Annotated in this window: 25 protein-coding genes; 13 read left to right on the top strand and 12 right to left on the bottom strand. The window is 44.4% G+C overall.

Features of this window, described 5'->3' with window-relative positions; all coding sequences use genetic code 11:
* The first annotated feature begins 25 nt into the window (after positions 1–25).
* Together VNE01S_RS14305 and VNE01S_RS14300 are read left to right on the top strand one after the other, a co-directional pair.
* Positions 26–2737 (top strand): heavy metal translocating P-type ATPase, encoded by a 2712-nt coding sequence (locus VNE01S_RS14305; RefSeq protein WP_053396935.1) that lies wholly within the window; start codon positions 26–28, stop codon positions 2735–2737.
* Positions 2738–2745: 8 nt separating this feature from the next.
* Positions 2746–3186: a DUF411 domain-containing protein gene (locus tag VNE01S_RS14300; RefSeq protein WP_053396934.1), complete on the top strand. Its 441-nt coding sequence runs from the start codon at positions 2746–2748 to the stop codon at positions 3184–3186.
* Between the two features lie 68 nt (positions 3187–3254).
* Here VNE01S_RS14300 and hemH read toward each other — a convergent pair whose 3' ends face one another.
* From hemH to htpG, 3 genes are all read right to left on the bottom strand, one after another.
* On the bottom strand, positions 3255–4211 hold the full coding sequence (gene hemH, locus VNE01S_RS14295; RefSeq protein ID WP_053396933.1) for a ferrochelatase: 957 nt from the start codon (positions 4209–4211) through the stop codon (positions 3255–3257).
* A gap of 152 nt (positions 4212–4363) precedes the next feature.
* Positions 4364–5008 carry an adenylate kinase gene (adk, locus tag VNE01S_RS14290; RefSeq protein WP_053396932.1) on the bottom strand — a complete coding sequence of 215 codons (645 nt, stop codon included), beginning with the start codon at positions 5006–5008 and terminating at the stop codon, positions 4364–4366.
* Positions 5009–5323: 315 nt separating this feature from the next.
* On the bottom strand, positions 5324–7228 hold the full coding sequence (gene htpG / locus VNE01S_RS14285) for a molecular chaperone HtpG (RefSeq protein ID WP_053396931.1): 1905 nt from the start codon (positions 7226–7228) through the stop codon (positions 5324–5326).
* Between the two features lie 263 nt (positions 7229–7491).
* On the opposite strand from htpG, the gene VNE01S_RS14280 reads away from it, so the two are divergent.
* The 4 genes from VNE01S_RS14280 to VNE01S_RS14265 are packed head-to-tail and all read left to right on the top strand — an operon-like array spanning position 7492 to position 9985.
* The gene (locus VNE01S_RS14280) at positions 7492–8376 is read left to right on the top strand and encodes a transcriptional regulator (RefSeq protein WP_053396930.1); all 885 of its coding nucleotides are present in this window, start codon (positions 7492–7494) and stop codon (positions 8374–8376) included.
* A gap of 10 nt (positions 8377–8386) precedes the next feature.
* A complete protein-coding gene (locus tag VNE01S_RS14275) occupies positions 8387–8902 on the top strand; it encodes a regulatory protein ToxS (protein WP_053396929.1) in 516 nt (171 codons plus the stop codon).
* Between the two features lie 42 nt (positions 8903–8944).
* Positions 8945–9700, top strand: coding sequence for a sulfite exporter TauE/SafE family protein (locus VNE01S_RS14270; protein ID WP_053396928.1), 756 nt, complete (start codon positions 8945–8947; stop codon positions 9698–9700).
* A gap of 6 nt (positions 9701–9706) precedes the next feature.
* A complete protein-coding gene (locus VNE01S_RS14265) occupies positions 9707–9985 on the top strand; it encodes an Rdx family protein (RefSeq protein ID WP_053396927.1) in 279 nt (92 codons plus the stop codon).
* A 44-nt stretch (positions 9986–10029) separates the two neighbouring features.
* Here VNE01S_RS14265 and yfcE read toward each other — a convergent pair whose 3' ends face one another.
* From yfcE to VNE01S_RS14240, 5 genes are read right to left on the bottom strand one after another with little or no spacing between them, the layout of a single operon-like run.
* The gene (gene yfcE, locus VNE01S_RS14260) at positions 10030–10578 is read right to left on the bottom strand and encodes a phosphodiesterase (RefSeq protein WP_053396926.1); all 549 of its coding nucleotides are present in this window, start codon (positions 10576–10578) and stop codon (positions 10030–10032) included.
* A gap of 48 nt (positions 10579–10626) precedes the next feature.
* Positions 10627–11034, bottom strand: a complete 408-nt coding sequence (locus VNE01S_RS14255) for a CBS domain-containing protein (RefSeq protein ID WP_053396925.1) — start codon at positions 11032–11034, stop codon at positions 10627–10629.
* Complete coding sequence (locus tag VNE01S_RS14250; RefSeq protein WP_053396962.1) at positions 11031–11381, bottom strand: P-II family nitrogen regulator; 351 nt, start codon at positions 11379–11381, stop codon at positions 11031–11033. The genes VNE01S_RS14255 and VNE01S_RS14250 overlap by 4 nt, the downstream gene beginning before the upstream one ends.
* The gene (locus VNE01S_RS14245; protein WP_053396924.1) at positions 11371–12165 is read right to left on the bottom strand and encodes a DUF1538 domain-containing protein; all 795 of its coding nucleotides are present in this window, start codon (positions 12163–12165) and stop codon (positions 11371–11373) included. The genes VNE01S_RS14250 and VNE01S_RS14245 overlap by 11 nt, the downstream gene beginning before the upstream one ends.
* Positions 12162–12896 (bottom strand): DUF1538 domain-containing protein, encoded by a 735-nt coding sequence (locus VNE01S_RS14240; RefSeq protein ID WP_053396923.1) that lies wholly within the window; start codon positions 12894–12896, stop codon positions 12162–12164. Before VNE01S_RS14240 ends, VNE01S_RS14245 begins: the two co-directional genes overlap by 4 nt.
* A 217-nt stretch (positions 12897–13113) precedes the next feature.
* Here VNE01S_RS14240 and VNE01S_RS14235 point away from each other — a divergent pair, with 217 nt between their 5' ends.
* The 6 genes from VNE01S_RS14235 (at position 13114) to VNE01S_RS14210 (ending at position 18268) form a co-directional block, all read left to right on the top strand.
* Entirely contained in the window at positions 13114–14028 is a 915-nt protein-coding gene (locus VNE01S_RS14235) for a TIGR01777 family oxidoreductase (protein ID WP_053396922.1), read from the top strand.
* Positions 14029–14071: 43 nt separating this feature from the next.
* Positions 14072–14899, top strand: a complete 828-nt coding sequence (locus tag VNE01S_RS14230) for an SDR family oxidoreductase (RefSeq protein ID WP_053396921.1) — start codon at positions 14072–14074, stop codon at positions 14897–14899.
* 300 nt (positions 14900–15199) lie between these two features.
* Positions 15200–16054, top strand: coding sequence for a co-chaperone YbbN (locus VNE01S_RS14225; protein ID WP_053396920.1), 855 nt, complete (start codon positions 15200–15202; stop codon positions 16052–16054).
* Positions 16055–16193: 139 nt separating this feature from the next.
* Complete coding sequence (locus tag VNE01S_RS14220; protein ID WP_053396919.1) at positions 16194–17117, top strand: SPFH domain-containing protein; 924 nt, start codon at positions 16194–16196, stop codon at positions 17115–17117.
* An 8-nt stretch (positions 17118–17125) separates the two neighbouring features.
* A complete protein-coding gene (locus VNE01S_RS14215) occupies positions 17126–17578 on the top strand; it encodes an NfeD family protein (protein ID WP_053396918.1) in 453 nt (150 codons plus the stop codon).
* Between the two features lie 510 nt (positions 17579–18088).
* Positions 18089–18268, top strand: coding sequence for a hypothetical protein (locus tag VNE01S_RS14210; RefSeq protein WP_053396917.1), 180 nt, complete (start codon positions 18089–18091; stop codon positions 18266–18268).
* A gap of 57 nt (positions 18269–18325) precedes the next feature.
* Here the strand turns inward: VNE01S_RS14210 and VNE01S_RS14205 are convergent, their stop codons facing one another.
* From VNE01S_RS14205 to zipA, 4 genes are all read right to left on the bottom strand, one after another.
* A complete protein-coding gene (locus VNE01S_RS14205; protein ID WP_053396916.1) occupies positions 18326–19021 on the bottom strand; it encodes a DUF2057 family protein in 696 nt (231 codons plus the stop codon).
* 77 nt (positions 19022–19098) lie between these two features.
* The gene (locus VNE01S_RS14200; RefSeq protein ID WP_053396915.1) at positions 19099–20106 is read right to left on the bottom strand and encodes a porin; all 1008 of its coding nucleotides are present in this window, start codon (positions 20104–20106) and stop codon (positions 19099–19101) included.
* A 507-nt stretch (positions 20107–20613) separates the two neighbouring features.
* Positions 20614–22623: an NAD-dependent DNA ligase LigA gene (gene ligA / locus VNE01S_RS14195; RefSeq protein ID WP_053396961.1), complete on the bottom strand. Its 2010-nt coding sequence runs from the start codon at positions 22621–22623 to the stop codon at positions 20614–20616.
* Positions 22624–22795: 172 nt separating this feature from the next.
* Entirely contained in the window at positions 22796–23680 is an 885-nt protein-coding gene (zipA, locus tag VNE01S_RS14190) for a cell division protein ZipA (protein WP_053396914.1), read from the bottom strand.
* Between the two features lie 209 nt (positions 23681–23889).
* Between zipA and cysZ the strand changes: the two genes are divergently transcribed.
* Positions 23890–24630: a sulfate transporter CysZ gene (gene cysZ, locus VNE01S_RS14185; RefSeq protein ID WP_053396913.1), complete on the top strand. Its 741-nt coding sequence runs from the start codon at positions 23890–23892 to the stop codon at positions 24628–24630.
* The last annotated feature ends 84 nt before the right edge of the window (positions 24631–24714 follow it).

The following is a 24714-nucleotide window of genomic DNA, read 5'->3' as shown; positions in this document are numbered from 1 at the left end:
CAGTTATCGTCAGAGGGCTTTGATTATGTATCAGTTCGATATTCCACTATCAGGCTTAAATTGCATGGGATGTGCAAGAAAAGTGGAACGTGAGCTCTTATCTAAACATCATGTTTTGATTCAAGAGCTATCCCCTACTCAAATCGTGTTAGAAAGCGACAGCACATTTGCAGAACTAGAAAAATCCATTAGTGAACTTAGTTATCAAGCTGGTTATAAACACCATTTCTATTTGTCAGGGCTTAACTGTGGCAAGTGTGTCAATAAATTAAAGTCGCAGCTTGAAGAGAGTCCGTCAATTGGTGAATTCGACGTGTCGAAAACAGAGCTTACTGTTTCGACCCTACTATCAGCAGAGGAAATTAAAGCGCTTGTTGCAGAGTGCGGTTACAAGGCTGATGAGCAAGCCTCTTCGCCAACACCAAACACACAAGAAGATCTAGCGGATACGCAGCCGTCTGAGCCAGTAACCAATAGCGAACAGCATCAAGTCAGCGATGAGAAAACAATACACCTAGTACTATCAGGCATGACGTGCGCGAGTTGTGTCTCTTCGGTCGAAAAAGCGTTAACAAGCATTCCCGAAGTCACACGTGCACAAGTGAGTTTGGCAGAGCAAAGTGCTTTGGTCTTTTCTGATTCAGTTGCGCCTGAAGTGGCTGAAGCCCTTCTTGGCGCGGTTAAAGCCGCTGGCTATCAAGCCGAAGTGATTGACGATCCTCAAACACAACAACAAAGACAGCTTGAGCAACAAATTAAAACTCAGAGCTACCACAAGAAAAGTGCTTGGGCTGGCATTGCTGTTGGTGCTCCGCTTATGGTTTGGGGCATGGCTGGCGGCAACATGATGATCCGCAATGGCTCAGACCAGTTAGCTTGGGGCGTAATAGGACTAGTTTGTTTGGCTCTACTAGCCACTGCGGGTAAAAGCTTTTTTGTTAACGCCTGGCAAGCACTGACCCATAAACGTGCCACCATGGATACGTTAGTCGCCTTGGGTACAGGGGCTGCGTGGCTTTTCTCTATGTTAGTTGTCGCGTTTCCACATTGGTTCCCCGAAGCCTCTCGCCACGTTTACTTTGAAGCCAGCGCGATGATCATTGGTTTGATTTCTCTCGGCCACTACATTGAAGCCAAAGCCAAAGCCAAAACGACGCGCTCTCTGCAAGCCCTCATTAACCTGCAACCCAACGAGGCCACGCAGGTTACTGAACAAGGCGATGTGACCATTCATATCGACAGCATCACACTAGGAATGCAACTACGCATCAAACCCGGTGAGAAGGCTCCCGTTGACGGTAAAGTGATTTCGGGTCACTCCTATATTGATGAGTCCATGCTTACTGGCGAGCCCGTCCCTGTTTACAAGCAAACCAATGATGCGGTTTCCGCAGGTACGCTTAACCAAGATGGCAGCTTAGTGATTGAAGCGACTGGGATCGGTAGCAATACGATGCTCTCTCGGATCATCAAAATGGTAAGAGAAGCTCAAAGCAGTAAACCCGCCATTGCCAAGCTGGCTGACCAAATCTCGGCGGTCTTCGTCCCCGTTGTGGTGGCTATTGCTCTTTTATCCGCCGCGATCTGGTTTATGGTTGGCCCAGACCCGAAAGCCAGTTATATGCTGGTTGTCTCAACCACAGTATTAATCATCGCGTGCCCATGTGCGCTCGGACTCGCGACCCCACTCTCCGTGACCGTTGGGATTGGTAAAGCAGCCGAAATGGGTATTCTGATTAAAGATGCTGATGTACTTCAAAGCGCCAGCAAACTGGATATGGTGGTGTTCGACAAGACAGGGACATTGACCCAAGGCAAACCTGAGGTACAAAACCTTTTTGCGCTAGATGGCAACGAAGATGAACTTCTGGCTTTAGCAGCAGGTATAGAGCAGCACTCCGAGCACCCATTAGCAAAAGCGATTGTTAATCAAGCCAAAGCGAAAGGCGTCGTGTTTGCGGAAGTGAGCAAATTCGAAAACTTACGTGGGCAAGGTGTACTCGGGCAGTTCCAAAATAACACAGTATCAGCCACTTCCCTTGGATATGCGAAAAAACAAAACTGGGATTTGTCCAAAGTCGACTCAGTGGTTGAGCAGTATCAAGCTCATGCCTCGACCCCTATTCTGATCGCAGTAGACAACGAAGTTATTGGTGCTATCGCGATTGCCGATTCAATTAAAGAAGACGCCAAACAAGCGATCGCAGCACTGAAAAGCATGCAGATCAAAACCGTCATGCTCACTGGTGATAACCAACACGTAGCTAATGCTATTGCCAAACAACTTGGGATTGAGCAAGTGATTTCTGAAGTGTTGCCCGATGAAAAAGCCGCTCATATTCAGGCACTCAAATCTCAAGATGCTTGCGTAGCGATGATCGGAGATGGGGTGAATGACGCTCCTGCACTCGCCTTAGCGGATATCGGTATTGCTATGGGCAGCGGCAGTGATGTCGCGATAGAAAGCGCTCAGATGACTTTACTCAACTCCTCTCCTCTTGCCGTCGTGAGAGCAATAGAACTCTCTAAGGCAACGGTAAAAAATATGAAGCAAAACTTATTTGGAGCCTTTGTTTACAACTCACTGGGGATCCCCATCGCAGCTGGTGTTCTTTACCCGGCATTTGGCTTTTTATTGAGCCCAGTCGTCGCCGGGGCAGCGATGGCACTGTCATCGATTACCGTCGTAAGCAATGCGAATAGACTAAGATTATTTAAAACAGAAATACACTCATAGAGGTCATTATGAATAAAACCATTTTATCCTTAGCAACGTTTATGTTGTTGTCTGGCCCTGCGGTTGCTGCGGATGTGCTGAATCACAAGTCACCTTACTGCGGCTGTTGTACAGAGTGGACAAAGCATATGCAAGAAGCAGGTTTTAATGTGCAAGAAGAATTACATAAAAACATGAACCCGATAAAGCAGGAACTTGGGATCACTCCTGAGCTGGCGTCATGCCATACCGCACAAATCGATGGTTACGTTTTCGAAGGACATATCCCAGCGGAAGATATCAAAGCATTCTTAGAAAACCCGCCTAAAAACGCAATTGGTCTAGCTGTTCCGGGGATGCCTATGGGCTCGCCGGGTATGGAGTATGGCGATAAGAAAGATGAGTTTTCTGTGTACGCTTTCAATGACAAGGGTCAAGTGTTTGAATACCGTCATTACGACAGCAAATAATACACAGAAATAAATATTACGCATTAAGGGCTGCACAGGCAGCCCTTAATAGTATTAGCCGATATAAACTAGCTTTTAATCAGCTCAGCCATCATTTCGATATGAAGATCATCATCGTTCAAACATGGGATAAAGTTAAAGCGGCTTCCCCCATTCTCCATGAATATCTCTCGACATTCTTCAGAAATCTCTTCTAACGTTTCCAAACAATCAGAAGAGAAGGCCGGTGACATAATGTCTAGATTCTTTATGCCCTTGCCAGGCAAAGTTTCTAACGTTTTATCGGTGTATGGCTGCAACCACTCTTCTCGACCAAAGCGAGATTGGTATGTCATGCCAATCTGATTCGGCTCTAAACCCAGTTCACGCGCCAGTAGTGTAGTGGTCCTATCACAATGATTAGGGTAAATATCACCATTGTCAGCGTAACGCTTGGGGATGCCATGGTATGAGCAAAGCAAGTAATCGCCTTTGCCTTTCTGCTCCCAGACACGTTTTACGCTTTCTGCCAATGCTTTAATGTACAACGGGTGATCGTGGTAATCACGAATAAACCGATAAGCAGGCATCACCGGAATATTTTTAAACGCTTTCGTCAGGCCATCAGACACTGCGGCTGTCGTTGTCCCTGAATATTGCGGGTATAACGGCAATACGATGACTTCTTCCACGCCTTGCGCGAGCAACGCTTCTACGCCAGCTTGAAGGCTTGGGTTACCGTAAGTCATCCCTAGTTCAACAGGCATATCCACACGTTTTCTCAGCTTTTCTACCTGGCGCTTTGAATACACCATCAATGGAGAGCCGTCATCCATCCATACCGATTGATACAACTTGGCAACTTTCGGAGCACGAATAGGAAGAATTGCGCCATGCAAAAGTGGACACCATAACCATCGAGTCATATCTACGACGCGTTTGTCATGTAAAAACTGGCTTAGGAAACGTTTTACCGCAGGTGCAGTGGGTTCATCTGGCGTGCCTAAGTTAACCAATAACACGCCCTGTTTTTTATCGTTTTGCATAGAATCCTATCGACACTTAATGTGGTTATCTAGGTAAGATCACCGTTGTGAATCAATATGTAAGCATAAAAAAAGCGACCCATCAGGGCCGCCTTCACTATAACAAACTTTCAAACTTACTCGAAGAGTTGCTCAAATAATTGAGCCCTCGATTAAGCTAGTGCTTTTTCGATATCAGCGCTTACTTCAGCTACTTGTTTAGTACCATCAAATTTTAGGTACTTAGTGTTGCCTGCTTCAGCTTCTTTGCCGTAGTAATTGATAAGAGGCGCAGTTTGCTCGTGGTAAACACCAAGACGTGCACGTACTGTTTCTTCTTTGTCATCATCACGAACAACAAGGTCTTCACCTGTTACGTCGTCTTTGCCTTCTTCTTTAGGCGGGTTGTAAACCACGTGGTAAGTACGACCAGAAGCTAGGTGTGCACGACGACCCGCCATGCGCTCAACGATAACGTCGTCTGCTACGTCAAATTCGATAACGTAATCAACGTCTACACCCATTTCTTTTAGGCCATCAGCCTGAGGGATAGTGCGTGGGAAACCATCCAGTAGGAAACCTTTCTCGCAATCGTCTTGAGCGATGCGCTCTTTGATAAGGCCAAGGATAATTTCATCAGAAACTAGCTGACCAGCGTCGATAACAGCTTTTGCTTGTTTACCAAGCTCTGTACCTGCTTTGATAGCAGCACGAAGCATATCACCAGTAGAGATTTGTGGAATACCGTACTTTTCCATGATGAAGTTTGCTTGTGTGCCTTTACCTGCACCTGGAGCACCTAGAAGAATGATGCGCATGTTTAATCCTCTTAACATAATAATAATTTATACCGAAGCTCACTATTGCCTGCCAATCAATGATGGCTTAGCTCACGGTAAGTTTCGGTATAACTGTTTAAACAGTTCACAATAAAACAGGCGTGCACATTACACACCTGTCCGCTTCGTTTCAAGATTGCATTCTATCATACAATGTTACATTGAAGCGCGAACTACGACTAAAGAATGCTTAAACACTCACACTTAGCCGCCAGTTTTTCACTTTTTATTCACGATGAACGCAAATAAATCAAAAAGCCCGCATATTGCGAGCTTTTCGAACCTTTTGAGCTATTAGCCCTTAGTCAAAAGCGAATTTACCGCCCCTAAGAACTGTGATGGATCCGCCAAAGAGCCGCGCTCTGCCAGCATGGCCTGACCAAGCAGAACCTCAACCCAGCGGCCAAATGCCTCTTCGTCGGCTTCATCAGCCATACGTTTCACCATTTCATGTTCAGGGTTAATTTCAAAGATGTATTTCACTTCTGGTGCCGCCTGGCCTGCTGCTTCAAGCAATTTCGCCATTTGTGTGCCCATCTCAAAATCATCGGTCACGACCACTGCAGGCGTTGTCGCCAGTTTGAACGTTGTGCGTACTTCTTTCACTCGGTCACCGAGGTAAGCCTGAGTGCGCTCAACAACAGATTTGAACTCTTCTTCAGTTTCTTTCTGCTTCTCTTTTTCCGCTTCGTCTTCAAACTTGCTAAGGTCCAGACCCGCTTTTGTAATAGACTGGAACTGCTTACCGTCAAATTCTGTCAGGTAGTTCATCAACCACTCATCAATGCGGTCGTACATCAGAACGACTTCAATGCCTTTGGCCTTGAACTGCTCTAAGTGTGGGCTGTTCTTAGCGGCTGCGTAGCTATCTGCTGTCAGGTAGTAAATCTTATCCTGACCTTCTTTCATACGTTCAACATAAGACGCCAAGCTAACCGTTTGTTCTGCAGAGTCCACTTCTGTAGAGGCAAAACGCAGTAGGCCAGCAACTTTCTCTTTGTTGCTCATGTCCTCTGCAGGGCCTTCTTTCATCACGAGACCAAACTCTTTCCAGAATGACTGATATTTCTCTTCGTCATTCTTCGCCATGCGCTCAAGCATGGTCAGCACACGCTTAGTACATGCATTGCGTAACGATTGAGTGACTTTGTTGTCTTGAAGGATCTCACGAGAAACGTTCAATGGCAGGTCGTTTGAATCTATCAGACCACGTACAAAACGTAGGTAAGACGGCATGAATTGCTCTGCGTCATCCATAATAAACACGCGCTGAACATACAGTTTAAGACCTGATTTGTGGTCGCGGTTCATCATATCCCATGGCGCTTTTGCTGGGATGTAAAGCAAGCTGGTGTAATCGTTCTTACCTTCCACACGGTTGTGGCTCCACGTCAGTGGATCTGCAAAATCATGCGAAACGTGTTTATAAAATTCTTGGTACTCTTCTTCAGAGATATCCGACTTGTTACGCGTCCAAAGTGCTTGAGCTTTGTTGATTTTCTCCCACTTTTTCTCGCCCGTTTCTTTGCCTTCTTCGTCACGTTCTGCGGTCTGAATTGAAACAGGAATGCCGATATGATCAGAGTACTTGCTGATAACATCACGAAGACGCCACTCATTTAGGAACTCTTTACCGTCTTCACGCATGTGAAGGATGATGTCAGTACCGCGAGACTCTTTTGAGATGCTCTCAATGGTGTATTCGCCTTCACCTGAAGAATGCCATTGAACCGCTTGGTCAGCAGATAAACCAGCAGCACGAGTACGTACTGTTACCGCGTCAGCCACGATAAAGGCCGAGTAGAAACCGACACCAAACTGACCGATCAACTGGGAATCTTTGGATTGGTCTTCTGATAATTTAGAGAAAAATTCAGCAGTACCTGATTTCGCAATTGTACCTAAATGTTCGATCACGTCATCTCGGCTCATGCCAATACCGTTATCAGAGATCGTTAGCGTATTGGCTGCTTCGTCGAAAGAAAGCTTAACACCCAGATCAGCGTCACCTTGATACAATTCAGGGTGAGACAGCGCCTGGAAGCGCAGTTTATCTGAGGCGTCAGATGCGTTTGAAATCAGCTCGCGTAGGAAGATCTCTTTATTGGAGTAAAGAGAGTGAATCATTAAATGAAGTAGTTGCTTTACTTCTGATTGAAAGCCACGAGTTTCTTTGTTTGGTGTCATTGTATCGCTCATGATTGCTCCATTACTTCTATGACATCTCTGGCCTCAAACAAACGTGAGGCCGTCACCAAGTGAATCTGCAGGTAAACATGAGGGTGCCAAATGTAAATTCAAGGTCAAAGGTTATAAAAACAGTGTTTTTTTGTTTCAATTTTGACTATCCTTGCGGCTCGCAAAATTCTAGCTGAAGATACTCCCCCTAAGCTAGACAGCCTACTCCAAGACGGAGCGTGCTGAAAATAGCGCTAAACTACTAATAAAAATGGCTGAAATTGATGAGTAATATAGGTACCAAATTCAATCTCGCAAATAAATTTATCTTTGACCCAAATACGAATTCGCTTGTAGACAAAGAAAACAATAATGAGACCATTCATCTAGGCAGCAATGAAAGCCGGATCTTGAGATTACTGTGTGACAAACCAGGCGAGGTCATAACGCGTAATGACTTACACGACTTTGTTTGGCGTATGCAGGGGTTTGAAGTGGATGATTCCAGCTTAACACAGGCCATTTCCACACTGAGAAAGTCGCTCAACGATTCAACTAAATCGCCTCAGTTTGTGAAAACCGTACCGAAAAGAGGCTATCAGCTCATTTCGTCGGTAGAAAAAACAGTGCCTTTAATGAAAGGAGAATCAAAACCTGACGATCAGCCACCAGCAGAACCTGTCGTTGCTGCCGAGATCATTGATGAGCCCGTAGTTGAGCCAGAAATCAGTGAGGCTCTAGCAGCCCCCCAACCAGAAACGGTAGTAGATACTCCTGAAACTGCCCCTCAACGCTCGTCCAAAGATTGCCGAAACAAGCTGCTATCCAAGGTATCCCTTGCACTCGCATTGTTCTTACCTTTGTGTGTTGTGCTGTTCACAAACCCTGCGAAATCGAGCTTTCGTCAAATCGCAGTCTATGACAACACGCCCGTAAAAACGCCCGCCAACCACCCAAGCCTCAATATGTGGGCTCAATCTATTGAGCAGTGCGTAAAACGCTACAACGAATCTCATACCGACTCGTATGCACCTGTCGAAGTGATTGCCACGGGCGGACAAAACAACAGCGTGGTTCTTAACTACATTCATTCGCTAGAGCATTCAGGTGAAAATATCACGCTAAAAATCTATGCGGATCAAGAAGATCTCAGCAACGTGTGCCAATAGGATGAGTATCATGAATCAGAAACTAGCTGTCGGTTTATTAGTCCTTTCTGCCATTTTCAGTAGCTGGCTCTATTGGGGAAGTGATTTAAAAGTTGAACAAGCCCTCACATCTAAAGAGTGGCAATCAAAAATGGTGACACTGATAACTGAGCCACCGCTAGACAACTCTGTCGGACCGCTACGTAAAGTTGATGTCAGTTCTAACGTGAAATACCTGAAGAGCGGCACATACATTCGCGTCGCCACCGTCCGCCTATATGCAAACGATGCAGAAAACGAAAGTATCATTAGTATCTCCGAGACGGGAGAGTGGGAGATCAGCGACAACTATTTGCTTGTATCACCTACCGAGTTTAAAGATATTTCTTCAGCACAAAGCAAAGACTTCACTGAAGAGCAACTAAAGCTTATTACTCAGATCTTTAAAATGGATGCTCAACAAAGCCGTCGCATCGATATTGTCAATGAGAATACTCTACTTTTAACTAGCTTAAACCACGGTTCTACAGTACTTTTCTCTAATTAATCATTTTGATAAGGGGCAGGACGCCCCTTTGTTTTGTGACTCATGGATTGGATTAACTCTCTCGCACTCTTCTTTGGTTCCTTTGTTTCTAACACTCTTGCTTCGTTATCTGGCGGCGGTGCTGGGTTGTTACAATTTCCTTTACTTATCTTCTTTGGTTTGCCGTTTTCTGTCGCCCTTGCCACTCACAAAGTCGCCAGTGTGGCTTTGGGGTTAGGCGCCGCATTTACACATATCAAGCAAAAAAGTTTTAGCCCGAAAGTCGCCGCATACCTGGTTGTCGTCGGCAGCATTGGTGTCGTTATCGGCGCTAATATCGTCTTATACATTCCCGAACAGATAGCGGAAACACTGCTGGGGTTAATGATTTTAGCGATTGGCATATACTCCCGCGTAAAGAAACAACTCGGGCAATCTGCACGTCCTATCAACAGAGACGCGAAAGGCTGGCTGTTGGGAGGGCTAGGAATAGTGGTTATCGGTATTATTAATGGTTCGCTAACGGCGGGCTCTGGCCTGCTCGTGACCATGTTTCTTGTACGTTGGTTTGGTTTCAACTATAAACAGGCAGTAGCGCTGACGATGATCTGTGTCGGATTATTCTGGAACGGTATTGGCGGAGCTGCGGTCGCACAAGCAGGAGCACCTGTTTATTGGCCTTGGCTACCGATACTCTTGCTAGGGTCATTCTTGGGTGGCGGCTTGGGGGCCTACCTCACTACACGCTACAGCAACCAAACCATTAAAGTGTGTTTTGAAGTACTCACTTTTGCCGTGGGAATTAAACTACTATTTTGAGGATATATGGATAAAGCCGTTATTGATATTTACTACTGTCGCCAGTGCAACTGGATGCTTCGCTCTACATGGCTATCTCAAGAGCTACTCCATACATTTAGTGAAGAGATAGAAACCGTATCTCTTCATCCTGATACTGGAGGTCGATTTGAAATCCATTGTAACGGTCAGATCATTTGGGAAAGAAAACGAGATGGCGGCTTCCCTGAAGCCAAAGTGCTGAAACAAAAAGTCCGTGACGTTATCGACCCTGAGAGAGATCTAGGCCACTCGGATAGCAAATAAAACAATAAAAGGCAGCACCACTCGCTGCCTTTGTGAAAATAGAATCAACCCATATTAATACTGGCCAGTACCTCACCCTCAAAGGTCACCACTTTAAGCGTTTCGCCTTCCATTAAGCCATAACTGGCCGCAAAGCCATTACGAGGAAAAGTGACAGAGCCAGGGTTATAGATGAACTGCTCGCCCTCTTTTTCTGCGACGGGAATGTGTGTGTGACCATGAACAATCACATCTCCCTGCTTTAGTGCTGGCCGCTTTTGTGCGTTATACAAGTGGCCATGAGTTAAAAATAGTCGTTGTCCCGACGCCAACAAAATCCAAGCGTAGTCAGACATCATTGGGAAGGAGAGCAACATTTGATCCACTTCGCTATCGCAATTCCCGCGGACCGCAATGATTTTATCAGCGTACTGATTCAACAATTCCGCCACTTGAGGCGGGTTATAACCGTCAGGGATTGGATTACGCGGCCCATGGTTAAGCACGTCGCCCAAAAGCACCAAGGTTTCTGCGCCCGACTGTTTGAATTTCTCGAGCGCTTTTTCGGTTGCTGGCAAACTGCCATGCAAGTCTGAGGCAAAAAATAATTTCATGACATCATATCCTCATAAATACAGAGGATATTCTACGTTAAACGGTATCTAATCGTCATCCCGCGCCATGCCGTTAATCACAATATTGTTGTAACTCACCATGCCGATCACTTTGCCACAGTCCACAACGGGTGCGCGGCTAATGCCGAAACGCTCAAACAGTCTTGCACAGTACTTCACATGCATATCCGGTGGAACAGACAAAGCGGGCTTAGTCATAATCTCATATATGTTGGTTCGGTCTGGTGAGCGGTTTTTTGCTAACACTTTTTTAGCAATATCGTTCATCAGTACGATCCCGTATTCATCATCATCATGACGTTTATTTACCACCAAAGCCTTGACCTGATATTGCTTAGCCAACTGGATGCCTTCACGTACTGTGGTTAAACCATCAATCATGACATAAGTGTTCGCCATGACATCTCTGACGCTAATTTTCTCATGGCTACTCATAACTCATCCTCTACCACTTTAGTTAGTTTTTCGACCTGGTGAGCAACGCCAACCGCATCTTCAATATCGATTTGAACCGCGATGCCCTGCCCTGACTCCAAGTCAAACTCGCCGACACTGCTGATTGTTTCTAAAATATGCCGGGATAAGTGCTCCTCCACCACGAAGAGCAAAACGTCTTTTTGCACATCCAATGTCAAACCTAAAAACGTTCGCTTTTTAATGAGCCCTTCACCTCTGGCATTGTTAATCACGGTGGCCCCTGTAGCTCCTGCATTTCTTGCAGCATCCAGTACAGCGTCTGTTCTGCTGTCCTCGACAAAAGCTAATATCAATTTAAAGCGCATTTTCATTATCCTCCTTCTCTGACCCACGACTGAGCCAGCGAGTGATTTGGGCATAACCCATAACAGAAATGATCGGAAACAAACTCGCAAATGCAATCAAACCAAACCCATCTATCATGGGATTTCGCCCCGGCACTGTCGATGCTAAACCTAACCCAAGAGCCGCCACTAAAGGCACGGTGACCGTTGAGGTTGTGACACCTCCAGAATCGTAAGCAAGGGGCACTATTAATTTTGGCGCATAAAAGGTTTGAACAACAACTACGATATAACCTGCAATGATGTAGTAATGAATAGGATCCCCCACCACAATACGGTAGCTGCCCAAAGCTATACCAATCGCGACCCCAAGCGCGACCGCAAACCGCAAGCCATTCACGCTAATCGTGCCACCAGAGACTCGATTCGCTTTTATTGCGACTGCGATAAGAGAAGGCTCCGCTACCGTTGTGCTAAAACCAATACAGAAAGCAAACAAATACACCCAGTAATAATCTTTCCAATGGATGGCGCCTTGCTCAGACAGCCTAAACTGCTGCAAAAATTCCGGAGCAGTGAGTTGAATTGCCATTGTTTCCCCCAATGGAAACAACGCCATTTCTAAACCAATTAGAAACAGTGATAAACCCAAGATGACATACACAAATCCGAGGATAATTTTGGGTAAATTCGTGACAGGCTTTCGAAGAATTGCAAACTGGAAACCAAAGAGAATGGCCGATATAGGCAGTACATCACCGATGGTACTAATAAACGTCGCGGAAAAATGGGACCACTCAATCATGCCACCACCATTCCATACACCATGACAAACATCATCGGCAGTAGTGACGCGAAAGCGATCAGACCAAAACCATCAATCATGGGATTACGCCCTTTAATTGCAGAAGCAAGACCCACTCCCAATGCAGTGACCAACGGCACCGTGATGGTCGAGGTTGTCACACCACCAGAGTCATAAGCCACGCCAATAATGCTTTCTGGTGCAAACATGGTCAGCACAACCACACCGATGTAACCTATGATGATCATGTATTGAATCGACCACCCTTTTAAGATTCTTAGGACGCCAAGCATAATCGCGAACCCAACCGACAAAGCGACACTCAACCTTAACCCATTGGCGTATTCCTCCATCGCCACCTCATCATTTGGGATCATTCCCCCTTCAGCGGCGACTTCTGCGGCTTCATCTGCAACCGCGGTCAAAGCCGGCTCTGCCACTGTGGTGCCAAAACCAAGGCAAAATGCAAACACCATTAGCCAGAACAGACTTCCTTTGCGCGCAAATGCCTGCGCCATGGACTCGCCAATAGGAAATAACCCCATTTCCAAACCGAAGATGAAAAACGTCAACCCGGCCACCACGAGCAACAGGCCAAACAAAATAGAGAGCAAGTTAGGAAGTGGTTCCTGCAGCACAATAAGCTGAAAAAATGCGATAACAATAATAATAGGCAGGAGATCTCTCAGACTCCCTAAAAACGCTTTTATTAACGCAGCTATTGCTTCCATATGTGTCCCTACTCACTATGCGGTAACTACATAATGACAAATGAGTTTCTGATTTGATGTGATAGTGCTTGAGAGACGATCAATAAACGTAACAAATTGTTAATTTTGTGATAACCATTATCTTTGCATAAACAATGCCCCGGTATTGATCTAACTCGCTATAATAAATAGGGTTACGTACAGTCATTAACCTGCACATATGTTCAAGGAGAGATGGATGAAGATACTGCTCACTGGGGGCACTGGGTTTATTGGTAGGGAACTAATTAAGCATCTGACAACCCATCATCTGGTCATGCTCACCCGCTCACCAAGTAAAGCAAAGTCCATCGTCAATCATGCTGATATGGGCAATATTTCATACATATCTAGCTTAGACCATCTTCATGATCTCAACGAGTTTGATGCTGTGATTAACTTAGCTGGGGAACCCATCGCTGATAAACGTTGGAGCAAAAAACAAAAGAAAGAGATTTGTGACAGTCGCTGGAATCTGACTGAGAGGATTGTTGATCTCATCCACGCCAGTACAGCCCCTCCCTCTGTTTTTATTAGTGGCTCCGCAGTCGGCTACTACGGTGACCAACAAGAGCATCCATTTGATGAAGAATTGCAGGTCCACCATGAAGGGTTTCCGCACCAAGTGTGCGCGACTTGGGAAAACATAGCCAACCGTGCTAGCTCTGAGTCAACGCGTGTCTGCACCCTAAGAACAGGCATTGTGCTTTCGCCTGAAGGGGGCGCACTGAGTAAAATGCTGCTGCCATACAAACTCGGCCTTGGTGGCCCGATTGGTAATGGCCAACAATATATGCCTTGGATCCATATGCTAGATATGGTTCGTGGCATTGTTTACTTACTGGAAACCGAGCACGCACACGGTCCGTTTAATCTTTGTGCCCCCCACCCTGTGACCAACACATTTTTCAGTAAAGCGCTCGCGAAGACATTAAAACGTCCTCATTTACTCTTTACGCCTAAATGGGCACTTAAGTTAGCCATGGGTGAAAGCTCGGTACTGCTGTTTGATAGCATCCGCGCCAAACCGAAAAAGTTGACTGAGCTTGGGTATAAATTCAGTTACTCTCGACTCGCACCTGCTCTAAAAAACTTATTACAACATCATGAATAATCTTTTACTCTAATGACTTAGTGAAGTCTTAGAGAATGGAAACATGACGAAATCAATTCTTATCACCGGCTGTTCAACGGGCATCGGATACGTCAGCGCACACGCACTTCATCAGCGTGGCTACCAAGTAATCGCATCCTGCAGAAAGCCTGAAGATGTTGATAAGTTGAGGACGGAAGGCTTAACATGCATTCAACTCGATCTTTCCGATCCACAAAGTATCTCGAATGGCGTAAAGCAGACCCTGAAACTCACCGATGGCCGTTTAGATGCACTGTTTAACAATGGCGCTTATGGACAACCGGGCGCAATTGAAGATCTCCCGACTCAAGCATTACGTGAACAGTTTGAAGCTAACTTTTTCGGCTGGCACCAATTAGTTTGTGAGTTGCTGCCAACTATGCGAAAGCAAGGCTATGGCCGAATTGTACAGAATAGCTCTGTGCTTGGGTTTGCAGCGATGAGATACCGTGGCGCGTACAATGCGTCTAAATTTGCACTAGAGGGTTGGACTGACACACTAAGGTTGGAGCTTAACGATACGGATATTCATATCAGTCTACTGGAACCCGGCCCAATCGAAACTCAGTTTAGAGCCAATGCAAAACAAGCGTTCTTGAAATGGATTACTCTCGAAGGCAGTCCCCATGAATCTCAGTACCAACAACAATTGCAGCGCTTAGAGCAAGAAACATCAAACAACGCGTTTGTGCTTCCACCAGAATCTTGTGTTGATCCTCTTATCCATGCATTAGAGTCCCCAAAGCCCAAGATCCGCTACCGAATCACAACACCAACAAAAGTATTCGCCATACTAAAGCGCCTACTTCCAACGAGGCTACTCGATAAAATCTTGATAAAGGCCACATAAAAATGTCGCTCAATGTAATTTTACCGTAACAATATTGCGTTAATTTTAACCACAACACTAAGTACAAGTTAATTAACCCAAGGTTACATTCGGTCAAATTGCATGTCATTAAACCAATTAAACTGGCTTGGTGTGGGTGTTGCGCTCGTTTTGTTTATCGTTTTGTAACCACCTTCACCGCTTATCAGTAGCAAAAGGCACCATACAACTTGTGGTGCTTCTTGTCTCCTCCAACCCCTTGATATCTGTATGCTCTGCCCATATCTTAAATGTATAGAAACCGCAGCAAGGATACGTTAGATGCAATCACCTTTTATTGTCGAGCTAAACGAACAGAACTTCCGTCAAGTACTGGAAGGCTCAATGCAAACTCCTGTGCTTATTCATTTTTGGGCACCGATGAGCCAAGAAAGTGCACAAATTATTCCCGAACTTCAAACCCTAGCTCAGCAATATAATGGCGCATTTACGCTAGCACTGCTTAATTGTGAACAAGAGCAAGTCATCGCCTCTCAGTTTGGCGTTCAGGCACTACCGACAATTGCGCTATTTGTTAATGGACAACCTGTTGATGGATTGGGTGGTCCGCAAGAGCGTTCAGCTATACAAGCTATGCTGGCCAAGCATCTTCCTAGCCAAGAAGAAATGAGCTTAAAACAAGCCCTAGAGTTAATTCAGCAAAGCCAACACGCGCAAGCGCTGCCTATTCTTCAGCAACTTCCTGTTGATATGCAGCAAAAGGGTGATGTGAAACTGGCTTTAGCCGAGTGCTACTTAGAAACGCAAGATTTCACTGAAGCCAAAACACTGCTAGAGCATATTCCTCTGGAATACCAAGACAACTACTACAAGAGTCTTGTTGCCAAGCTTGAGCTTCACGAGCAATCAGCCAATAGCCCTGAAATACAACAGCTTGAATCTTCGCTTCAAAGTAACCCTAGCGATACAAAAATCGCAGCCGAACTGGCGCTTAGCTACCATCAAGTCAACAGAGATGAAGAAGCGTTAGAACTTTTATGGGGGTTTTTACGTACAGACTTAAATGCACAAGATGGCGAACTGAAAAAGCACTTTATGGATATCTTGTCTGCACTTGGCCAAGGCAATGCTATTTCAGCCAAATATCGACGCCAACTGTATTCATTGCTGTACTAGTTTCCTACCTAGCATTCACAAAGCCGGTTTTGCCGGCTTTTTATTTTCCTAAACTTCGCTGCACTTCTCATTTATTTCTTTGTCCGCAGTGTTTAATTACGCAACAATCGACATATTTAATTAATCAAGGAAATGAAATATGGTTGTTGAGTCACTTATCACAATTGGCGGCTTTCTTATTGTCGCTATCGCCTTTATCTTCGCTGGTGTTAAAACCGTCCCTCAGGGTAGCCACTGGACGGTAGAACGCTTTGGACGTTACACACATACGTTAAAACCTGGGCTAAACTTTATTATTCCATTTGTCGATGGGATCGGTCATAAAGTCAACATGATGGAACGTGTGCTTGATATTCCAGCGCAAGAAGTGATCTCTAAAGATAACGCGAACGTTACCATTGATGCCGTTTGTTTTGTACAGGCTATTGATGCGCCAAAAGCCGCGTATGAAGTGAACCAACTTGAGCATGCGATCCGAAACTTAACCTTAACCAACATCCGTACGGTTCTCGGTTCCATGGAGCTTGACGAGATGCTCAGTCAACGCGATATGATCAACACCAAGCTGCTTACTATTGTCGATGAAGCAACAAACCCTTGGGGCGTCAAAATTACCCGTATCGAGATCAAAGATGTACAGCCACCGACAGATCTGACCGCGGCTATGAACGCTCAAATGAAGGCAGAGCGTAATAAGCGTGCTGAAATTCTTGAAGCAGAAGGGATTCGTCAAGCCGAAATTCTTCGTGCCGAAGGGCAAAAACAATCGGAAATTTTAAAAGCAGAAGGTGACAAGCAGGCCGCTATTTTACAAGCTGAGGCCCGCGAACGCGCGGCAGAAGCTGAGGCCAAAGCGACAACAATGGTTTCTGAAGCAATTTCACAAGGTGATATGCAAGCAGTCAATTACTTTATCGCGCAAGGCTACACCGACGCGCTAAAAACTATCGGACAGGCAGAAAATGGTAAAATCATCATGCTACCACTAGAAGCATCTGGTTTGATGGGCTCGGTGGCAGGTATTGCGGAAATGTTTAAACATCAAACTGATGAGAAAAAATAGGCACACACTTGGTTGAGTTATTAGATTCGATAAATTATTGGCACTGGCTTGCGCTGGGTTTACTTCTGTTAGCAGCAGAACTACTTGGCGCGGCTGGCTACCTACTTTGGTTAGGGTTATCTGCTCTTTTAGTCGGTATTTTATTGGCTGTAGTCCCTTTAAGCTGGCAGTTACAATGGACATCGTTTGGTTCTTTTTCTCTCATCACCACATGGTTATGGTGGCGACGTCAGTTAACGCACGATAAACAAAGCGATGACCAGAGAGATTTAAATCAAAAACAAAAGCAGCTTGTGGGGCAAGTGATAAAACTTGATGAGGATTTTCCTGCTGGAAAAGGCAGAGTAAAAGTCGGTGATACAACTTGGACCGCTAAATCGGAGACACTTTTGACAGCTGGTACTCTAGTAGAAGTAATCGCTGTTGATGGCATTATCTTAACGATAGAAGCAAAAAAATAACTCCTTCTGGACGGGCTCCTCATATTCTCTTAAGGAGCCCCCGTTTTAAGCTCTCATTCTTAAATGCACTTCCACAAAACACATTACCAATAATAAAAAACAACTGCGTAAGATCGCTTCACACCCAAAAGCCACATAAAAAGATATGTTTTTAGCCATTTATAATAGTTAAAAATAAACATAACTATCTAATTTAATTTTAATAAAATAAAGTGAAACAGCGACAAACTTATCCATTAGCCTATTTTCCGGTTGAATTTAACTAGCGCTAATATTTTCCTTAAAAAGTTTAGAGCCTGCTCAAAGAAAATAACTCTATTTCCCTTTCAAAAACAATACTTAAACAAAAACCACCAACTAGCCACACTTACTTATTTTTAAAAATAAAGCTAATAATTTCAGCCATTTACTTGATGTATCAACCTTCATTTCTATACTAACCAGTATGAGTGAAAAGCTTCACTCTATTGCAGGTCAAAGCACGTATTGCGTTTGGTTTGGAGAGTTTACATGAAAAGTTTAATTGTATTGCTAGTAGGTTTTGGCGTGGCAGTGTTTGGAGCGAATGCAAACACTATGAACTCAACAGGAAGTACTCAACTAGGGCCTTTGGTTCAATGTGAAATGCCAAATGGTGAGCAAAAATACATCCCAGTTGAAATGTGTCGCCTCCAAGGCGGTAAGTCGTAAGAAAAAAGCCAGTGATTTTTCCGTCACTGGCTTTCTACTTTTTAGTAGGATTAATAGTTATTGCATGATCGCCCAAGAAAGAAACTCTTTCTTCTGAGTAGGTGTTAAGCTTTTAAACTGCCCTTTTAAAGCCTCTACTTTTACCGTTTCTCTGAGAGATACTTGTACGTTTCCACTCTGTTCTGATGCTACTTTGGTATCACTTTTTGGTAAATTAGCATCTTTTGATGAGGTTTCAACAACGGTATCACCTACACTATTCAGGTTACCTGAATAAGTAAATGTATAGTCATTGGCCATATTGTAAGCCGCCAACTCTTCTCCAAAGTCTCTAACCAGCCCTTTGCCTCTCGGTAATGTCTGAATATGTGTATCCAATAGTCGCCCATCTGCTTGAGTAATTTTTAGCGTTGGATTTGTTTGAAAGTCTCCAACCTGCTCGGCAGACGAAAACTTCTTGCCTGGCTCCAGGTAAATACCGACGTTGGCGGCATCAAACGTTACGACCAAAGGTTCTGATTTAAATTTAGTGTATACACCGTTTTTACGGATTAACTTTGATACTCGAACGACCATTTGATTTGGTCCGTCATCTAATTCCGCTTTAGTCATTTGGGTAGCGAAAGAACTCACTTCTTCCCCATTAATAAGTAAAGGCTCAATCGCAACATCAAAATCCACGTCAACAGCTGCAAAAGAACTAAATGACGCCATCATACCCGCTGCAAAAATCGTACTTCTTAATAATTTCATTATTTAGTCCTCTAGAGATAAAAATGCGAGTGCCTACCCGGCACTCGCGAAAAGTCAGTGAAATAGCTAAAGCTTGATTAGAAGTAGTACTCAGCACCAAGCAGAAGGTTAGTTGAATCCTTATCTTCAGTTGAACCATTCATGTCGTAGTTACGAACATCTAGGTACAAATAAGTACTCGGCAACAGGTAACCTAAACGACCGGTTAGCGCTTGATCATCCGTATTCGTTGTACCATCAACTTCATCGGTTGCGGCGTAACCGACTTTCATCAGGAACTTATCGGTAAACATATACTGAGCCGTTGCTGACAATGCATTTTGATCTTTACCATCATGCTCCATCATTTTATAAGCTGCCGTCAGTGTTAGTTTATCTAGGTATAAACTACCACCAAAGATGCCATAAGAATGCTCTTTAAACGATTTGTCTGCAGCTTCACTACGGTCATATAAGCCTGCGTGAACACTGAACATATCTTGAGAGTAAGATGCCGCTACAGACGTAACAACGTCTGACGTTGAATCTTCCATACCAGATAGAGACGCTTGGAAGTTAAAGCCGTTCCATGTTGCAGAATCAAAACGGATGACGTTATCAGCACGGTCTTGGAAGCCTTGACCAAGGTCATTATTCCAATCGAAAACGTTACCTAGACCTGGATTACTGTGTGGCCAATCCACGTAGTTATACGCTGCCACTAGCTGACGACCAATTTTGATCGAACCGACATCATCGAAATCTAAACCAATAAACGTATCACGGCCACCTAGAATACCTTTGTCATGGCTGCCACCAGCTTGTCCTTCGTGAGAAGCCCAACCAGATTCAATTTGCCAGATTAGGTTGGGGCCAAAATCTTCAAATACGTGTTTACCTTTAAAACCAATCTTCGATTCAACGCCAACCGTGTTGGTAGTCTCTGCACCGCTAGGCTCCGGCATACTTGTCATATTATACAGCGCTGCTGTACCGTAAATTTCAAAATTCTCGCCGGCTAATTGTACGGCCGCATTTGCAGAACCTGCTGCTGCCACTGTCGCGATTGCAGCACCCACAAGGGTACGTTTAAACATTTTGTCCATGGAAAAACTCCTAAAAAATTGGATATAGCTGTTTTTTCTTTTTCTCACCTTAAGTTGGCCGCCGAAGGGAGAAAGGATTTCCTATTTTTGAAAATCTCGAATTATTAACTAATTTTTTGATTTTCTATTTTCTGCATACACCGTGTGTATCCATGGCTTCAGACTAACTTCGCGACAAAAAACATCAATAGGAACTTAGTTTTCATCTAAAAAAATATGAGCCGCTACAAAGTTTTTGTTACTCAGTGATCGCGATCGACAACAAACGGAATGAAATTCTGTTTAAAGAAACAAAACTCAATAAAAACAAAACCTTAAACAATAAAAACCATAACCCCCTATTGATATGCCTCGCAGTAATTGATAGAGAACACCTTATTTTATGGTTATTTGAACACGATCACTGACGATAATAGTGGGTTTAACATGCTTTATATTGGCAGTTATTTTTGGACAAAAAAAAGCCACCTAAACGGTGGCTCTGACAGCAAAATAAATTAGATTTATTTACAGCATTTCTATGAGATCTTGCTCGCTTCGAACTTCAATACCGAGTTCTTGTGCTTTTGCTAACTTTGAGCCAGCATTCTCACCAGCAAACAAAATATCGGTTTTCTTCGAAACACTGCCAGTCACTTTAGCGCCTAAGTTCTGTAACGCGGCCTTCGCATCATTACGAGATAATTGAGATAAAGTACCCGTTAATACCACTGTTTTGCCCGCTAGAGGCTGTGGGACATCATCGCCTTTGTCTTCAATTTCAGCCCAACAAACGCCTTGCTCAATCAACTCATCAATCACGTTCAAGTTTTTCTCTTGCGCGAAAAATGCCGTGATATGACTCGCAACAATAGCACCAATATCCTGAACTTCTATCAATTGTTCATGCGTTGCGATCTTCACTGCCTCAAGAGTTTTAAAGTGTTGGGCGAGATTCGCTGCAGTCGCCTCACCGACTTCTCTAATTCCTAAAGAATATAGAAAACGAGGAAGAGAAGTCTCTTTTGATTTATTTAGTGCATCTACAACATTCTGTGCTGACTTTGGTCCCATACGGTCAAGCACGGTGAGAACGCCTGCCGATAGCTTAAATAGATCCGCTGGGGTTTCTACCATTTCTCGGTCAACAAGCTGCTCAATGACTTTGTCACCTAGTCCATCAACATCCAGTGCTTTTCGGGATACAAAGTGCTTCAATGCTTCTTTGCGTTGAGCTTGGCAGACTAGGCCACCAGAGCAACGAGCAACCGCTTCCCCTTCTACTCGCTCAACCTCTGAGTTACAAACCGGGCAGTGGGTTGGGAAAGTAATCTCACGTGCGTCATCAGGGCGACGTTCCGTCACGACCGAAACAATCTGAGGAATCACGTCACCGGCACGTCGAATCATGACGCAATCACCAATCATCACGCCCAAACGTGCAATCTCATCTGCGTTATGTAAGGTCGCATTACTCACTGTCACACCACCCACAAAGACAGGCTCCAGTTTTGCTACTGGCGTAATTGCACCGGTACGCCCTACTTGGAACTCGACCTCATTTAGTGTGGTGATTTCTTCTTGTGCTGGGAATTTATACGCGATGGCCCAACGCGGTGCTCTCGCCACAAAACCAAGCTGTTCTTGAAGCGAAACGTCATCGACTTTGATCACAACGCCATCAATCTCATAACCGAGCTCGTCTCTACGAGCCAATATGTCTTGATAGTAAGCTTTCACTTCATCCAAGGTGCCGACAAGACGTGTCTCAGGGCACATTGGTAATCCCCAACCTTTAAGCTGTAAGAATCGCTCATAATGGCTTTTTGAAAGTGTTGCACCTTCGACAACTCCTACGCTATAGGCGTAAAAACTGAGTGGACGGGTTGCGGTAATCTTCGAATCCAATTGGCGCAAACTACCCGCCGCCGCGTTACGTGGGTTAACGAAAACTTTTTCCCCTTTTTTTAACGCTTGTTCGTTTAGCTTCTCAAAGCCTGCTTTAGGCATAAATACTTCGCCACGCACTTCGATTCTTGCTGGCCAACCGTCGCCATAAAGTTTTAGTGGAATGGCCTTAATCGTACGTACATTTTCCGTAATGTTCTCACCTGTAGCGCCATCTCCTCGAGTCGCAGCCTGAACTAAAACACCATTTTCATACAGTAAGCTTACCGCCAAACCGTCCAATTTAGGCTCACAGCAAAACGCATCGAATTTAGCTAAAGGAAGACGATCGGACATGCGCTTATGAAATGAATTGAGCTCGCTGTCGTCAAACGCGTTATCAAGAGATAGCATTGGGATTTCATGAGCAACCGATTCGAATGCAGATAAAGGAGCCCCACCTACACGTTGGCTCGGAGAGTCCTGACTGATTAATTCTGGGTGTTGGGCTTCTATGTCCAGTAACTCTCGCATTAAGCGATCATACTCAGCATCCGGGATTTCTGGGCTGTCTTCGACGTAGTACTTCACGCCGTGATAATGAAGGGTTTCACGTAACTGGTTGAGTTTATCTTGAATCTGTTGCGACATAACTAACTCTGGTGTGTAAATCATTCCAAACTTGGTACCGTGGTTAAGCGGGATACCAATATATTTGCAATGGAGTATGAACAGACAGCTACCTATTAGCAATAGTTAGAATAGGTATCTACCAAAAAAGAAAAGGCTCCGTAAAGGAGCCCTAAGAATGCATTTTATACATTTAAGCAGTAGCGGATTTGAATGCTTTTATTTGCGCCTTATAAGCATCAATGCGGTTTGGCGTCATTAAATTACGCGCATCATCAAGTACGTTGCCGCCCAAATCATCCGCTATTTGCTGTGCCGTTTTCAGCATCAGCTTGAAGTTATGCTCCGGGTCGCCAAAACAAGGCAATGTCATAAAGAATGAGATCCCGTTTGTGGAGAACTCTGCAGGATCATCGTGCTTTAAGGTTCCTGGTTGCATCATGTTGGCAACACTAAATAACACCTTCCCAGTACCAGAGAGATCAGCATGACGGTGGAAAATATCCATTTCACCGTAGAGAAGCCCATTTTGTTGCATGCTATCAAACAGTCTAGTACCAACAAACGGCTCATCACCTGCACAGTGCACATTGATGACTATGACCTGCATTTCTGGCTCTGGTTTTGGCTCGGCTTTTTTCTCTACCTCAAGCTCAATATTTTCTACTTCAGCTTGGGGCGCTTCAATCACTGGTTCAACCTTGTCTTCAACATCATCAAACGATTTGGTTGATATTGATGGCAAATCGAGCTCTGGTTCATCAATAATTTTTGCTTCGGGTTTAGCAACAGGCTGAGGTTCTGAGTAACCATCTATTAAAGGGTCAGCCATTATAGGCTCAGCTGAAAATTCTGACTCATTTTTGTCTTTGCGGATAATCTCAAAGTCATCTTCAGGAGCAAATGAACGCTCTGATAAAACGTCTGACTCATCTTCATTATCAACATCTAGTTTGCGCAGAGGCTTGTTACCAAACTTAGCCGCACCTTCTTTTTTGCTTGTCCATAAACCGTGGAACAGCAAAGCGGCAATCGCTAGTGCTCCGACAATTATGAGTACGAATCGCAGTTCCTGCATTTTTTACTCTCAATTATTCGATAAATCGCGCCCACAAAGTCACGATATTGAATCTGGTTAAACCTAACTAACAGTAACTCTACCAAAACTCTCACCTGTTTTAGAACAACTTAATGTTAGAAGTTCCCAGAATGTTGTGATTTTGAACACGCTTTTTTCTTGTTAAGATAACTGTCGTTCGTTTTTAAACCACTAAATGATTTTAAAATATGAGTTTTACTACACGTCAACGTTCTGGCTTCGGCTACTTTTTTTATGGTTTAGAGCTCGCGCTTACCCCTGGTATTCGTCGGTTCGTTCTATTCCCACTTCTCACTAACATCTTACTTGTTGGGGGGGCTTTGTTTTACCTATTTTCCAACCTAGATAGTTGGATAAACCAGATGATGGGGCAACTTCCTGATTTTCTTTCTTGGTTAAGCTACATACTGTGGCCAATTCTTGTACTGACAATTTTGGCAACCTTCTCTTATTTCTTCAGCACACTCGCCAATTTTATAGCAGCACCATTCAATGGCTTGCTTGCTGAGAAAGTTGAGGAGCATTTAACCAAGCAAAGAGTCAACGAAGACGGCATGCTTGCTGTAGTCAAAGATGTTCCACGCGTTCTTGCTCGTGAATGGAGAAAGTTGGTTTATGTATTACCAAAAGCCATTGGCCTGTTTCTTCTTTTGCTTATTCCTGGTCTTGGCCAAACACTAGGCCCAGTACTTTGGTTTGTGTTTACTGCTTGGATGCTGGCCATTCAATACTGTGACTACCCGTTCGACAACCACAAAGTCAGCTTTAACGACATGCGTTACAGTTTGAAACAAAAACAAGGGAAGGCTTATGGATTTGGCGCTCTGGTTGCTTTTTTCACAACGATCCCGTTACTAAACCTTATCGTAATGCCAGTTGCGGTCTGTGGCGCGACTGCCATGTGGGTCAACGAGTTTAAAAATAAATAGCCTGCTATGCATTTTTGAAGAAGGGGAGATAGAAACACTCATCTCCCTTCTATTCATAGCCGTGACTACATGTTCATATCATAT

The organism is Vibrio nereis NBRC 15637 (genome assembly GCF_001591105.1).
Taxonomy (GTDB): Bacteria; Pseudomonadota; Gammaproteobacteria; order Enterobacterales; family Vibrionaceae; genus Vibrio; species Vibrio nereis.
Note: the sequence above shows the minus strand (reverse complement) of the source record. Positions and strands in the feature narration are given on the sequence as shown.

Excerpts from the sequence above, each read along its gene's own strand:
- VNE01S_RS14305 (WP_053396935.1), top strand. The coding sequence starts at position 26 with ATGTATCAGTTCGATATTCCACTATCAGGCTTAAATTGCATGGGATGT.
- VNE01S_RS14300 (WP_053396934.1), top strand. The coding sequence starts at position 2,746 with ATGAATAAAACCATTTTATCCTTAGCAACGTTTATGTTGTTGTCTGGC.
- hemH (WP_053396933.1), bottom strand. The coding sequence starts at position 4,211 with ATGCAAAACGATAAAAAACAGGGCGTGTTATTGGTTAACTTAGGCACG.
- adk (WP_053396932.1), bottom strand. The coding sequence starts at position 5,008 with ATGCGCATCATTCTTCTAGGTGCTCCAGGTGCAGGTAAAGGCACACAA.
- htpG (WP_053396931.1), bottom strand. The coding sequence starts at position 7,228 with ATGAGCGATACAATGACACCAAACAAAGAAACTCGTGGCTTTCAATCA.
- VNE01S_RS14280 (WP_053396930.1), top strand. The coding sequence starts at position 7,492 with ATGAGTAATATAGGTACCAAATTCAATCTCGCAAATAAATTTATCTTT.
- VNE01S_RS14275 (WP_053396929.1), top strand. The coding sequence starts at position 8,387 with ATGAATCAGAAACTAGCTGTCGGTTTATTAGTCCTTTCTGCCATTTTC.
- VNE01S_RS14270 (WP_053396928.1), top strand. The coding sequence starts at position 8,945 with ATGGATTGGATTAACTCTCTCGCACTCTTCTTTGGTTCCTTTGTTTCT.
- VNE01S_RS14265 (WP_053396927.1), top strand. The coding sequence starts at position 9,707 with ATGGATAAAGCCGTTATTGATATTTACTACTGTCGCCAGTGCAACTGG.
- yfcE (WP_053396926.1), bottom strand. The coding sequence starts at position 10,578 with ATGAAATTATTTTTTGCCTCAGACTTGCATGGCAGTTTGCCAGCAACC.
- VNE01S_RS14255 (WP_053396925.1), bottom strand. The coding sequence starts at position 11,034 with ATGAGTAGCCATGAGAAAATTAGCGTCAGAGATGTCATGGCGAACACT.
- VNE01S_RS14250 (WP_053396962.1), bottom strand. The coding sequence starts at position 11,381 with ATGCGCTTTAAATTGATATTAGCTTTTGTCGAGGACAGCAGAACAGAC.
- VNE01S_RS14245 (WP_053396924.1), bottom strand. The coding sequence starts at position 12,165 with ATGATTGAGTGGTCCCATTTTTCCGCGACGTTTATTAGTACCATCGGT.
- VNE01S_RS14240 (WP_053396923.1), bottom strand. The coding sequence starts at position 12,896 with ATGGAAGCAATAGCTGCGTTAATAAAAGCGTTTTTAGGGAGTCTGAGA.
- VNE01S_RS14235 (WP_053396922.1), top strand. The coding sequence starts at position 13,114 with ATGAAGATACTGCTCACTGGGGGCACTGGGTTTATTGGTAGGGAACTA.
- VNE01S_RS14230 (WP_053396921.1), top strand. The coding sequence starts at position 14,072 with ATGACGAAATCAATTCTTATCACCGGCTGTTCAACGGGCATCGGATAC.
- VNE01S_RS14225 (WP_053396920.1), top strand. The coding sequence starts at position 15,200 with ATGCAATCACCTTTTATTGTCGAGCTAAACGAACAGAACTTCCGTCAA.
- VNE01S_RS14220 (WP_053396919.1), top strand. The coding sequence starts at position 16,194 with ATGGTTGTTGAGTCACTTATCACAATTGGCGGCTTTCTTATTGTCGCT.
- VNE01S_RS14210 (WP_053396917.1), top strand. The coding sequence starts at position 18,089 with ATGAAAAGTTTAATTGTATTGCTAGTAGGTTTTGGCGTGGCAGTGTTT.
- VNE01S_RS14205 (WP_053396916.1), bottom strand. The coding sequence starts at position 19,021 with ATGAAATTATTAAGAAGTACGATTTTTGCAGCGGGTATGATGGCGTCA.
- VNE01S_RS14200 (WP_053396915.1), bottom strand. The coding sequence starts at position 20,106 with ATGGACAAAATGTTTAAACGTACCCTTGTGGGTGCTGCAATCGCGACA.
- ligA (WP_053396961.1), bottom strand. The coding sequence starts at position 22,623 with ATGTCGCAACAGATTCAAGATAAACTCAACCAGTTACGTGAAACCCTT.
- zipA (WP_053396914.1), bottom strand. The coding sequence starts at position 23,680 with ATGCAGGAACTGCGATTCGTACTCATAATTGTCGGAGCACTAGCGATT.
- cysZ (WP_053396913.1), top strand. The coding sequence starts at position 23,890 with ATGAGTTTTACTACACGTCAACGTTCTGGCTTCGGCTACTTTTTTTAT.